Genomic DNA, 12,445 nt, shown 5'->3' with positions numbered 1-12,445 from the left:
ATGTGGAGTTATGTATGAAGAACTACCTGGTTCAGTGTTTATTTGTTTGTTTAGTTATTTCCCTTTCTAGTCGTGTAGCGATTGCCTTTGAAGAAGAGCATGAAGCCCATGAACATGGTCATGCAACATTGACGGTGGTTCAGGAAAAGGACGAGTTGCAGATGGTGTTTAAGTCACCTGCGATGAATATTGTTGGTTTTGAACACCAGCCTAATACCGCTGAACAGAAGGCAAAAGTCGAAGCAGCTGAGGGCATTCTTAAAGATGCTAAGCGCTTATTTCAATTGAGCTCGAGTGCTGGTTGCGAATTGGAGCATGTAACGGTTTCTTCTGCGCTATTGTCAGGAGCGCATAAGGGGTATGATGACGAGCATCATGAGGACCACGATGACGAGCATCACGATGAACATGATGATCACCACGAAGCATCACATAGTGAGTTTGAAGCTGAGTATCATTTCGAGTGTAAAAATATCGCGGCACTGAAAGATGTAAAGGTTAGCTTGTTTGAACTCTTCAATTCTCTTCAGGAGGTTGAAGCACAGGTTATTTCAAGCGCAGGTCAGAGCTTACAGGAGCTTGATCACCGTAAAACGAGTATTACGTTCTAATATGGATGCTAAACAAGTACTGTTGAAAGTAGACAACTTACGCTTCCGCTGGCCTTCGGGCCAGCGGGATGTTCTCGATATCCCCAAGTTTGAAGTGCTTAGTGGCGAAGGTGTCTTTATTAAAGGGGAGAGTGGTACAGGGAAGACGACCTTGTTAAGCCTTATAGGTGGGATCAACCTACCTGATGCGGGTTGTATCGAGGTTTTGGGGACGGATATTAGCAAGCTGCGTCAGAGCCGGCGAGACCACTTCAGAGCTGATCATATAGGCTTTATCTTTCAGCTTTTTAACCTGATTCCTTATTTGTCGGTAATTGAAAATATCACACTGGCATGTAAATTTTCTAAGTTGCGTACTCAACGAGTATTAGCAAAGTCGGGCAGCCTGGAAGAGGAAGCTTATCGCTTGTTATCGCAGCTTCAGCTAAATGATCGCTCCATGCTGACACGAAAAGTATCTGATTTGAGCGTTGGCCAACAGCAGCGTGTCGCCGCCGCCCGGGCCTTGATTGGCTCGCCGGAACTCATTATTGCCGATGAGCCGACCTCTGCATTGGATGCCGATACACGTGAACACTTTATTCAGTTACTACTAGAAGAGTGTAAGCAAAGTGGTGCGACCATATTGTTTGTTAGCCACGATGCTGGCCTGGAAGCCGCTTTTGATCGCAGTATTCAGTTAGGCGAACTCAACCGCGCTTGCGAACAGTCTTCAAATAAAGGGCAGGAGGCCGTGTTATGAATTGGGCACTGCTGATGAAGCTAACGCTGAAAAGTATCCTCAACCGGAAATTTACCAGTGGCTTAACCTTGTTTAGTATTTGTATCAGCGTTTTTCTATTACTGAGTGTCGATACGGTGCGTAAAGAGGCTAAGCATAGTTTTACCAATACGATTTCAGGCACAGACTTATTAGTCGGCGCGAGAAGTGGTTCGGTGCAGTTGTTATTGTATTCCGTTTTTCGTATTGGCAATGCAACCAACAATATCGGCTGGGATAGTTATCAAAAAATCTCTTCACACAAGTCGGTTGCCTGGGCTATTCCAATTTCACTTGGGGACTCTCACAAAGGCTATAGAGTGATGGGCACCACGCAGGATTATTTCAAACACTACCGCTTTGCTGATGACAGAGGGCTGGACTTCGAGCAAGGGAAGCACTTTGACGGGGTTTATGATGCGGTGATTGGTGCTGAGATTGCGGAAAGCTTAGGCTATAAAATTGGTGATCAGCTGACCTTGGCGCACGGTGTTAACGATACCGGGTTCTCCCGGCATGATGATAAACCTTTTATACTAACTGGCATACTTGCCCGCACAGGCACGCCTGTTGATCGAACGATTCATGTTAGTTTGGAAGGTATTGAAGCATTACATATTGATTGGCAGTCGGGTACACAATCTCGGAACAAGGTCACTGCAGAACAAACGCTAGAAATGGATCTTCAACCAAAACAAATCACGGCATTTATGCTGGGCTTAAAGTCGAAAATGGAAATTTTCCGTATCCAGCGAGCGATAAACAAATACAAAAAAGAACCCTTATTAGCTGTATTGCCAGGCCTTGCTTTGGGGGAATTGTGGCAGTTAATTGGTGTGGCCGAAAAGGCTTTGCTGATTATTGCAGTCTTCGTTTTATTGAATAGCTTCGTTGGCTTATTAACGGGTATTCTTAGCAGTTTAAATGAACGTCGGCGCGAAATTGCGATTCTCCGTTCTTTAGGTTGCCGGCCGAACCAGATATTTGTACTGCTGGCCTCAGAGTCCTTGCTGTTTGCAGTGCTTGGGTGTGCGCTAGGGTTGGCGGTATTTTTCGGTGCTGTATTGATGAGTCAATCTTTATTGCAAGGCTATGGCTTAACGATATCGCTGACTAGCTTCGGTTCTGAGCAGCTTGCCTTGGTGGCAGCGGTCGTCGGTATGAGTTTGTTAATCGGCTGTATACCGGGCTATCGAGCCTATAAACAATCTTTAGCTGACGGCATGTCGATCAAACTTTAGGAGAAAGTAAATGAAGCTACTAAGAGTGCTTTTAGTTGTGTTGCTTGTTGTCTCTCCGCTTGCTTTTGCAATAGGGAAAGACACGTATAAAGAGATATCCTGGGATGATTTAATGCCCGAAGGTTGGGAGCCTCCGGTGCCACAAGAGCAGGAGTTTTTCGAAGGAGAGTCTTTCGAAAGCGGCGCCTTTGAAGGTGAGTCATTCGAGGGGCAGGCTTACGATGGGGACCTAAACCCAATACCTGCTCAGGTTCAGGAGCCTGCACCAGTCGTGAAATCTCTTGATCAACAGAAACTCAAGATTCCGGGTTATATTATTCCTCTCAAATTCACCGCTGACTCGGTGTCGGAATTCTTGCTGGTACCCTATGTAGGAGCTTGCATTCATGTACCGCCGCCTCCTGAAAATCAGATCGTTTATGTGACTTTAAAAGAGCCCTTAATGACTAGTGAATTTTGGACGCCTGTCTGGGTAAGTGGGGTAATGAAGGCGAAGTTGTCGATGACTGAATTTGCGACTGCGGGCTACCACATGACTGATGCCATCACCGAGGTTTATGAGTATTAAATAGATATTTAGGCCCAGAGTAAGAACGCCAGTTTTTACTCCGGGCGGTATGGCACTTACTTAAACTGAATTTCACTTTTTTACAGTGGGTGCCTAGAAAAACATTATTCCTCTGTGCAGCAAAGCGCTCTGTGCCCTCTGTGGTTAAGGGCCTTAATCTTGAAGATCAAGACACCAAAAATGAATCCACCACAAAGGACACAGAGCGGCCGATGGTCTGCACGGAGAAAACCAAAAGAAGGGCCCTTAAATGAATGGCTCTTATTTAATCTGAATTGCACCCTATAGATAAACATGTATTCAGATTGAAAATATGCTTAAGCAAGTGCCGTTCTACTCTGACTCCAAATAAACTGACACAAAATTGTCACATTTAGTTGAGAGACTCACCTTCTCTTTTGAACTAGGTGACCCTCTTGTTTTCAGATCGACGAATTCGTACATCGTTAATCGCTATTGTTGCAGACTTGATATTAACGGCCATCAAGTTAGTAACATCGTGGATAACAGGCAGTACAGCGCTACTTGCTGACGCTTATCACTCCCTGTCTGATATTTTGGTCTCGCTTACCTTACTTTGTGGCATCTGTATTCGCGTTTCTGTCGAGAAAGGGCGCTTATCCATTTCTGAAGAAAAAGCGCATCAGCTGGAATCTATTCTGGCGATCATAATGTCCTGCTTGATTCTTTACGTTCCGGTAGAAATTATTCAGGAAATAAAATCCCAAGAGGCAGAAGATTTACAACATTTATGGGTTGGCATCGTAGGTATATTGTTATGTATAGCGATTGCTTGGTTAATGTCTCGTTTAAAAACCTGGGTAGGTAAAGAAACTAAATCCATGGCTCTGGTGGCGGATGGTTATCATAGTCAACTCGATGTATTTTCTTCAATTGCGGTCTTGCTTTCATTGATAGGTACAATGATAGGTATCTACCTCGATGAGATTGTCGCAGTGATTATTGCTGTGATGGTTACGATAGCCGGCCTTGAGCTTTTGATTTCGGGTATTAAGAGTTTGCTTACCGGTGCAGAGCTGAAGCAAGTATCGTTGATGGATAAACTGATGGATATGCCGTCGGTTCAGCACCTCCAGCATCATTCTAAACAGCTTAGAAAACCTGCAAACCTGGCGATATTTGCTGCATTGCTGGGCACTGCTTATTTACTCAGTGGCTTTCGTATCGTACCTCACGGGCACGTTGCTTATGGCCACCTCCTGCATCATTTTGATAATGAGCACTTGTCTCCAGGTTTATACTATAAGGCTCCTTGGCCGCTTGGAGGGCTAGTCATTCTTCAAGACAGTAATATCTTGAGTGTTGATACCGATAGTGCCCGTAAGAATATAGAGCAAGAAAGTTCTGTTGCCAGCGGTCTGTGGCAAAACAAAATTGATGGAAAAAGTCCTCAGGTGAAAGGCGAAGGAGAGTTCTTCCTAAGCCGTGATGAAAACCTGGTCGATATTAATCTAAAGCTGCACTTCTCGCTGGAACCTTACCATCAGTTGTTGCTCGATCCGGCAGTTCAAAAGGATATTCTTGGCGGCTATGCAGAATCTGCTTTGCTTACGCTTGCGGCAGAGAACGAGTACCTGACTTTACTTAATGGGCCGAGAAAGCCTTTAGAGAGTCGACTAAATAAGCTGATACGTGAAGACCTATCTGCTTCCGGTTTGGAACTTCGTTACATTCGCTCTCATATCCAATCTATTAAAGCTCCTCCTAGTGTCGTCGATTCGCACTGGAAAAGATTCAATGCTTATCAAAAGATGCTAAAGGCTAAATTGAGTGCTGACTCCAAAAGCCAGGAAGATTTGGCGAATGCCAATGCAAAAGCCTTAGGAGAAGTTAATCGTGCTCAAGCAACGAAGACAGAACAAATAGAGCGTGCCGAGGGAGATATCAATCGATACTTGCCTTTGCAAAGTTTATTTCAGAACCAAACCGAAGCGCTTCATTATCAGAGCCGTCAAAATAACTTGGCAAAACAAGTTAAGGGTAAACAACTTACAGTGATAGACCCAAAGATTTCCAATCAGCAGCTTCGATTATGGTTACCGCAAAACGATCGTCGCTAACTTTCTAATACATGAGGTTAAGAGTGTGAAAAGAATTTCCTGGATTCTTGGAGTCCTGATAATCATGGTCTACCTGCTGACGACTTGTCTGGTAGTGGTGAAAGAAAATGAAGCTGCCGTCATTATGCAGTTTGGGAAACCTGTTCGCACCATCACTCAAGCAGGGCTAACGGTTAAATTGCCTGCGCCTATTCAGACCAAGGTATTTATGGATAAGCGAATGCAGTTACTTAAGCTACCTGCATCTGAATATGTGACAAGCGATCGTCGAAATTTAGTGATTCAGAGCTTCGCTTTATGGCGAATTTCAAAGCCTGAGCTTTTTCTGGGTAGTTTGCGTAATCTCGAAGTCGCCCAATCGAGGCTGACCGATCTGGTGACGTCTAATATCGGTGCTGCAATAGGTCATGCGACCTTGAGTGGCATATTCTCTACAAGGCCTGACAAATCCAGTTTGCGAAGCATATTTGAGGAAATTACTGCAAATAGTGCTCCGGTTGCCTTACAGGATTACGGTATTGAAGTGCTTGCTATTCGCCCGAACCGTTTTGGTTTCCCTAGGCAAAATGTTCAGGCTATCTATGACCGTATGATTGCAGAGCAAAAACGTATTGCTGCTCGCTATCGTGCCGAAGGTACTGAAGAGGCTGAAAAAATTAAGGCTGAATCTGAACGAGAGGTACGTGAGCTTTTGGCTAAAGCGCATCGAGAGTCGCAAACCATGTTGGGTGAAGGGGAAGCCAGAGCAACCGAAATATTTACCGAGGCTTATGCCCAAGACCCCGAATACTATCAGTTTCGAAAAAGCATGGATTTATACAAAGACATGATGGGCAACGATACGACCTTGGTTCTATCTAGTGAGTCACCACTCGTCCAGCGCTTGTTGGAGAGCCCCGGAGCGTCAGATGCATATGCTAAGTGATTTAAGAAATATACTCGCATCAAATAAGCATGTCTTGTGGGTGATCTTTTTAGGGCTCTTGCCGTTGATATATCTCTTAAGTGGCTTTTACTCTGTAGGGCCTGAGCAGCGTGGAATATTATTGCGATTCGGAAAGATAGTCGACGATCAGGTCTTGCCTGGCATGCATTATCATTTACCTTGGCCCATGGAGACGGTAGAGAAGATACAGGCGACTTCGGTACGCTCAATGGAACTGAACATGGTGGAGGAAACATCGGCGCCAATTCAGCGGGAACTGACAACGGGTGATCAGAACTTATTGGAGGTCAGTCTGATACTTCAATATACCATAGAGGAGCCTGGCATCTTTCGTACGCAGGCGCTCGACCCTGAAGCGCTGCTATTTGAAGTATCATCCGCTGAGGTGATCCAATATATCGCCAGCAAACCAATTAACGACTTGTTAACAACGGGTCGAATTCAATTTCAAAGCTATCTAAAGAACTCCATTCAACAGCAGGCACGGGACTTGAATTTAGGTATCAGGTTGACTGCGATCCAAATTAAAAAGCTGAAGCCTCCCGGTTCTATTAAAAAGAATTTTGATCAAGCAACGATCGCGAGAACGGAAAAAAGAAAAAGAGTTCAGGAGCAGAAAAGCATAAGAAACTCTAGAATGGCTCAAGCGCGAGGTGAGGCCAATGCCTTGCATCAATCTGCCAAAGCGACAATCGAAGAAGAAATACAGAAAGCCGAAGGTGCCAGTGCCAGCTTTATTAGTAATCTGAACGAATACCGCAAGAACCCAGACTGGGTGATGCAGCAATCTCGCTTAATAACGCTTAAGTCTCTATTAAGTGAATCTCGACTAATTGTGGTGCCCGCGTTATAGCGCTATAACGCAAGTGGCGCGGTGCGTTTTTATGTGGTTTTTCTGCTCTATATTGATGAAACCGTATTTTTTAATTCACATAAATGTCACTAAACTTTCACTTCCGCTCTGCAAACTTTCGCATGCAAAAAACATCTATTCTAAGATTTTTTATTTGAGGAAGAGTTACGATGAGTGTGAGTTCTAAGTTTACAAAAAGACCTTTAGTGTCGGCCATTTTTCTTGCAACCTTAGCGCTAGCAGGCTGTGAAGATGGTGATGATGGTGAGGCGGGTGCTGCAGGTGCAGCTGGTGTAGCAGGTGTTGATGGAACGAATGGTACTGATGGTACTAACGGTACAGATGGCGCTGATGGTGCAGACGGTAGCGATGGTATTTCTAACTATATTCCTATGGGGCTAAAGCGCTATGCAACAGCGCCAGTTGGTGCAGAATTCACCGGTATGTTCTTAAATACTGATGGCACATTATTCTTAAACGTTCAGCACCCAAGTTCTTCAAATACAACTGCTGACGCAGACGGCAAGATTTTTGACAAGGGCACTGTAGGTGTTGTTGTTGGTGAAGACTTCAATAACTTCCCGGCTAACTTTGCTGCCTTGGATGCGCCAATTGCAACTGCTGATAAAGAAGTGGTTATGACAGCAACAGGTCGTTATCAAGTTCTTGCTCAGCAAGAAGATACTTTGGTCGATGGCAATGAGATGGGTGATATTCTTGCTGCCGATGGCACGACTCTGATTAAGAGCTCTAATGACCCGGATTTTAACGGTGTTATCTCTGACGGTGGTACAGGCTTCTACCTATACACTAACTGGGAAGACCGCCCAGGAAGCATGAGCCGTATGAACCTAAGCAACCTTGGCGCAGGTGAGACGGGTTACCAAAATATATCTCTTGAAGGTATGTTAGATTTCTCTTCAGTTGATGGAACGTGGGTAAACTGCTTCGGTACTGTCAGTCCTTGGGGCACGCCTTTGACAGCAGAAGAGCTTTACTTTGATGACACGGCTGATTGGTTTGATGAATCATATCAATACTTCAGCAACCCTCAATCACTTGCTCAGTACTTGGGTTACCCAACTGACGGTTCTGGTGCATGGCCAAACCCGTACAAGTATGGCTACATTGTTGAAGTCGGTACGTCTAGCACTGCTGCAGACCCAGCGCTTGCAAACGTAGAACTAAATAAACTTGAGCTTCAAGGCCGCTTCTCTCACGAAAACAGCGTAGTGATGCCTGACCAGAAAACAGTATTCTTGAGTGATGACGGAACGGGTGTTGTGTTCTTCAAGTTTGTTGCTGATGCAGCAGGTGATATGAGCTCTGGTACTTTATACGCTGCGAAAGTCACTCAGACGAATGGTGTTAGCGATCCTTCTGAAGCTGCTTTTGCAATTGAGTGGATTGAGCTTGCGCACGGTGCTGAAGCTGATATCGAAGCTGCAATTGCTGAATATGATGCGGGCACACTTGCTAGCCCAAGCTATATTACTGATCAGCAAATCAATGATTGGGCTGAAGCTAAGCTTTCTCAGGATCTAGATGGCAGCGGTTCTGTTGCAGCTGATCCCTTTACTGATGACCGTCCTGCTTTCCTAGAGAGCCGTAAAGCAGCTGTTGCTTTGGGCGCGACGGGTGAGTTCCGTAAGATGGAAGGTGTTGTTATCAACTATGGTCTTGCAGATAACTGGTGGAATGCTGGTGCTGCTGATGGTGATCAGGCTTACATGTATATGGCTATGTCATCATTTGACAAAACAATGGCTGATGATGAAGGTGATATCCAGCTAGACGGCACTCACGGCCCATGCGGTGTGGTATATCGTATGACCTTGAAAGAAAACGCTGGCAACGTAGACGTTGATACTATGGTTCCTGCAATTGTAGGTGGCCCATACTACTCTGATCGTGATGTGAATGAGTGTAGTGTTAACAATATCTCTAACCCGGATAACCTAGCTGTAATGGACGACGGTCGTCTATTGATTGGTGAAGATACTGGGAATCATGAAAACAATGTTATCTGGGTATATGAAGATCCAGCACTGTAGTTTTCATTAAGTTAGTACTCTAAGAGTACTGTAAGGGGAGGGCGAATTGTTGCCCTCCTTTTTTCTCAGACACTAAAGAAATTCTTATGAAATATATTAACCTATTGGCCTTACTTGTTCTGATGAGTGCTTGTAGCAGTGATTCGAATACGAGCAAGAGCAACACACAAAATGACCCTGATGCTGAAACAGAGCTATTAGCGAGTCTTAATTTCCCGACAGAGATTAATGAGGGAACATCAGGTCAGCTTCGTGCGACGGAAGATGGCATTACCTATAACAAAGAAGCGATTGTCCCTCCTCAGTGTTATACCAAACATGAAGCAAAGCACAATCCATGTATGGCTTGTCACCAGACACATCCTTTTGGCTCCAGCACAAACTATATGGCCGATGGCGTATTACAGGCAGAATATGCTTTCTCTGATGTTGGGGTGACCAATCATTGGAAGAACTTGTTTGAAGATAAGACTGAAAAGGTTGGTCAGATCTCAGATCAAGAGGTTATTGATTACATTAATACGGATAACTACACGCCTTTAATTGAGCAATTAGAAGCAAGTTCGGATTGGGAAGGCCCTATCCCAAAACTTGTAAATTTACAGCAAGGCGCAGATGCTTTTGACGACGAAGGCATTGCCAAAGACGGCAGCTACTGGGTCGCATTTAATTACAAACCTCAACCTAGCACCTTTTGGCCAACAAATGGCTCTACAGATGACGTAATGGTGCGCTTACCTGAAGAATTCAGAGCGGCTGCCGAGAGTTGTACTAACGATACCAGTGCTTATTCACGAGATACTTATTTAGCTAACCTTGCGATTATGGAAGCGGCGATTAAAAACCTGGATTCAGTATCCTTGCCACAAGTTGATGAGCGCGTATTTTGTACCGACTTGAATAATGATGGTCACCTTGGTGTGATTTACGAAATCGATAGACCCGCTTTCTATGTGGGGCAAGCGTCTGATGTAGCGGTCGTACCAATGCTTTACCCTGAAGGTGTTCAATTCCTTCATACTGTTCGTTATGTAGGCGTGTCAGCTGATGGTGATATAGGTGTGTCACCACGAATGAAGGAAGTGCGTTACATGCGCAAATTCAAATTGTTTGATGAGCCTGATTTGATTTCCATGTATGGCAACGAGCGACAAGAAAAGATTGATGAAATATTGCCGAAGTATATCAATCGTGGTGATCATGGGCTTGATAACAGCTTTGGCTGGATGATTCTGGGCTTCATAGAAAATGCCGACGGTTCAATGCGTAGACAAAGCTATGAAGAACATAACTTCTGCATGGGTTGTCATACCTCGATTGGCAGTACGATAGATCAGACTTTTGCATTTCCACGGAAGGTTACAGGCTCTGAAGGTTGGGGCTATATTAACTTGAAGGGCATGAAAGATGCGCCGGTAATGGGTGATACCGAAGGTGAAATCCTGGACTACCTAAAGCGAGTTGGTGGTGGCGATGAGTTTCGTGAGAACGGTGAAATGCTAGAGAAATGGTTTAATGAAGACGGGACAGTTAAGGAAGAAGAGGTGGTTGCCGCCGATGTATATGAGCTGCTAACGCCTTCTGTTCGTCGAGCACTTGATTTAAACAAAGCCTACATGACCATTGTTGCTGACCAGGACTTTATCCATGGTCGAGACGCGAACATTACGCCGGTGACAAATGTTTATAAGGAAGTGGACCCGGATACTGCGCCGACGCTACCAGCAGATAAACAGCGTATGAAAGATATTCGTTTGCAGTGGTAAGTGGCATATGAAATGAGAAGGGGGCTTAATATAAGTCCCCTTCTGCGTTTTGGTATTTCCTTTTTAGTGTTTGCCCTTTAACGCGTGACAAACTCTGGGCCAGCGCCCATGCTCCAAATAATGACGGTGCCGATTAATGTTGTCACCAGATAAACCAGAGAAACTGTTAATATCGCACCGACAAAGAAGAAGGCTTGATCCTGGGATATCTTCAGTACATGAGGTAAACCGTCATACATCAGGTAAGCTGCATAACCCGCTGCTGCGAGGAAAATAGCAGCATTCACCCAAGGCTCTGGGTACAGTGGTGCTAAACCAGCTAGGAACAGAGGCGTGCAGGAGTAAGCGACGAGTGCTATTCCGTTCGCGGCAAACTCATCATGGCCACTGCCATAGTTGCGAGACATCCAGTCAATCATAAAGCCAATAAAGTAAATGCCCGCGACCATGGCGACATAAGTCAAAATACTGAGCGTCATTGCACTCGATTGAGAAAGGTAAACTAACTGGCCTTCACCCACTTGCCAACCATATTGAGTGGTTGAAATGTAGGCGCATACTGGGGCAATCAAGGCGAGAAGGCAGATATAGGCGGCCATCTTAAGCGGGCTTGAATGTTCTTTTCTTATTGATTCCCACTCTTCATCGGGGTGTGTGAACATTCCAGGGACATGACTTAATAACATACGGTAAACCTCTATTGATCATTATTGTTTTTTAGGAGTTACTGCGCTGTCTATTTCTTAGACAGTTTTATTATAGGCCAGTCAGGGTTCAGAAGCTTAGATCTCTTTGCACTTAAAAAACGACGTGTACTTCCCCTTTGTTCTTATGAACTCCGCTTTTGAGTGAGCGTAGGAAGGCTTACACTTTGCGAAACAGATAATCATCCATATAACTTTCACCTCGTTGAATGGAGGCGAAATGCTCGAGTTCCAGGTGCTCGTTTATATTTCTGAGTTCACCTGGCTCTAGGCAGAAGCGACGGGAAAAGCCGTTTTTCTCATGATGGGTGAGGTTAAAGGTGCTCAAAAGTAACTTTCCACCGGGGCGTAACAGTGCGATGAACAGGGGCCAATAATGAGGCGCTGGTTTAAAGTGCGTCATCACGATGTTATCAAACGTCTCTAGCTCGTTTAGTTGTTCTGGGTGATCGAGGTCTAAGGTATAAGTGCTTACTTCTAGGTTTTTCTCTTGTGCGAAGGTGTTCAGTCGATCCAGGGCGACTTCTGATATGTCGGCAGCCGATACAGTAAAGCCTTTCGCGGCTAGGAATAAGGCTGCTGCACCGTCGCCACTGGCAATATCAAGCACACTGCCGGGTAGGAGCTGGTCTAAAGCCTCCTCGATAAAAGCGGGTGCTTTCGCTTGAATCATCGGGCGCTCGCTAAAGCGCTTATTCCAGCGAGCTTGGTCTTCTTTCATGGTCTTCTCTTTCTAGTGAGTAGGCTTGCTAACAAGAATAAAAGGGCTGAGGGTTTAATTCTCGCCCTCAAGTAGCCAGACATATTCAGTGATAGGAAAGGCTGCTGAAAACTTGTCTGAAACCTTCGTGCTATCAAGGG

General features: G+C 45.0%; 11 protein-coding genes. 9 read left to right on the top strand and 2 right to left on the bottom strand.

Annotation, left to right across the window (positions count from 1 at the left end):
• Positions 1-14: 14 nt before the first annotated feature.
• The 9 genes from A3756_RS18560 to A3756_RS18520 all read left to right on the top strand — a co-directional run bounded on the left by A3756_RS18560 (position 15) and on the right by A3756_RS18520 (position 10,880).
• Entirely contained in the window at positions 15-611 is a 597-nt protein-coding gene (locus A3756_RS18560) for a DUF2796 domain-containing protein (RefSeq protein WP_068554238.1), read from the top strand.
• Positions 580-1,353: an ABC transporter ATP-binding protein gene (locus tag A3756_RS18555; RefSeq protein WP_231875572.1), complete on the top strand. Its 774-nt coding sequence runs from the start codon at positions 580-582 to the stop codon at positions 1,351-1,353. The genes A3756_RS18560 and A3756_RS18555 overlap by 32 nt, the downstream gene beginning before the upstream one ends.
• Positions 1,350-2,612: an FtsX-like permease family protein gene (locus A3756_RS18550; RefSeq protein ID WP_068506879.1), complete on the top strand. Its 1,263-nt coding sequence runs from the start codon at positions 1,350-1,352 to the stop codon at positions 2,610-2,612. The genes A3756_RS18555 and A3756_RS18550 overlap by 4 nt, the downstream gene beginning before the upstream one ends.
• A 10-nt stretch (positions 2,613-2,622) precedes the next feature.
• The gene (locus tag A3756_RS18545) at positions 2,623-3,180 is read left to right on the top strand and encodes a DUF3299 domain-containing protein (protein ID WP_068506877.1); all 558 of its coding nucleotides are present in this window, start codon (positions 2,623-2,625) and stop codon (positions 3,178-3,180) included.
• Positions 3,181-3,596: 416 nt separating this feature from the next.
• The gene (locus A3756_RS18540) at positions 3,597-5,261 is read left to right on the top strand and encodes a cation diffusion facilitator family transporter (RefSeq protein WP_068554235.1); all 1,665 of its coding nucleotides are present in this window, start codon (positions 3,597-3,599) and stop codon (positions 5,259-5,261) included.
• A gap of 25 nt (positions 5,262-5,286) precedes the next feature.
• Entirely contained in the window at positions 5,287-6,186 is a 900-nt protein-coding gene (gene hflC, locus A3756_RS18535) for a protease modulator HflC (protein WP_156490593.1), read from the top strand.
• Positions 6,170-7,060 carry a protease modulator HflK gene (hflK, locus tag A3756_RS18530; protein WP_068506873.1) on the top strand — a complete coding sequence of 297 codons (891 nt, stop codon included), beginning with the start codon at positions 6,170-6,172 and terminating at the stop codon, positions 7,058-7,060. The genes hflC and hflK overlap by 17 nt, the downstream gene beginning before the upstream one ends.
• Positions 7,061-7,230: 170 nt before the next feature.
• Positions 7,231-9,114: an alkaline phosphatase PhoX gene (locus A3756_RS18525; RefSeq protein ID WP_068554231.1), complete on the top strand. Its 1,884-nt coding sequence runs from the start codon at positions 7,231-7,233 to the stop codon at positions 9,112-9,114.
• Positions 9,115-9,200: 86 nt separating this feature from the next.
• On the top strand, positions 9,201-10,880 hold the full coding sequence (locus tag A3756_RS18520; RefSeq protein ID WP_068554229.1) for a hypothetical protein: 1,680 nt from the start codon (positions 9,201-9,203) through the stop codon (positions 10,878-10,880).
• A 77-nt stretch (positions 10,881-10,957) separates the two neighbouring features.
• On the opposite strand, the gene A3756_RS18515 is transcribed toward A3756_RS18520, so the two are convergent.
• Both A3756_RS18515 and A3756_RS18510 read right to left on the bottom strand, forming a co-directional pair.
• Complete coding sequence (locus A3756_RS18515) at positions 10,958-11,566, bottom strand: Yip1 family protein (RefSeq protein ID WP_068554227.1); 609 nt, start codon at positions 11,564-11,566, stop codon at positions 10,958-10,960.
• A 178-nt stretch (positions 11,567-11,744) separates the two neighbouring features.
• The gene (locus tag A3756_RS18510; RefSeq protein WP_068554225.1) at positions 11,745-12,305 is read right to left on the bottom strand and encodes a bifunctional 2-polyprenyl-6-hydroxyphenol methylase/3-demethylubiquinol 3-O-methyltransferase UbiG; all 561 of its coding nucleotides are present in this window, start codon (positions 12,303-12,305) and stop codon (positions 11,745-11,747) included.
• Positions 12,306-12,445 lie beyond the last annotated feature (140 nt).

It is taken from the genome of Oleiphilus sp. HI0086 (assembly GCF_001635225.1).
The sequence above is the reverse complement of the archived record's forward strand: the minus strand, read 5'-3'. Positions and strand labels throughout refer to the sequence as shown.

Bases quoted from the DNA above. Each gene is read 5' to 3' on its own strand.
- A3756_RS18550 (WP_068506879.1), top strand. From the start codon at position 1,350: ATGAATTGGGCACTGCTGATGAAGCTAACGCTGAAAAGTATCCTCAAC.
- A3756_RS18560 (WP_068554238.1), top strand. From the start codon at position 15: ATGAAGAACTACCTGGTTCAGTGTTTATTTGTTTGTTTAGTTATTTCC.
- A3756_RS18515 (WP_068554227.1), bottom strand. From the start codon at position 11,566: ATGTTATTAAGTCATGTCCCTGGAATGTTCACACACCCCGATGAAGAG.
- hflK (WP_068506873.1), top strand. From the start codon at position 6,170: ATGCATATGCTAAGTGATTTAAGAAATATACTCGCATCAAATAAGCAT.
- A3756_RS18520 (WP_068554229.1), top strand. From the start codon at position 9,201: ATGAAATATATTAACCTATTGGCCTTACTTGTTCTGATGAGTGCTTGT.
- A3756_RS18545 (WP_068506877.1), top strand. From the start codon at position 2,623: ATGAAGCTACTAAGAGTGCTTTTAGTTGTGTTGCTTGTTGTCTCTCCG.
- A3756_RS18510 (WP_068554225.1), bottom strand. From the start codon at position 12,305: ATGAAAGAAGACCAAGCTCGCTGGAATAAGCGCTTTAGCGAGCGCCCG.
- A3756_RS18525 (WP_068554231.1), top strand. From the start codon at position 7,231: ATGAGTGTGAGTTCTAAGTTTACAAAAAGACCTTTAGTGTCGGCCATT.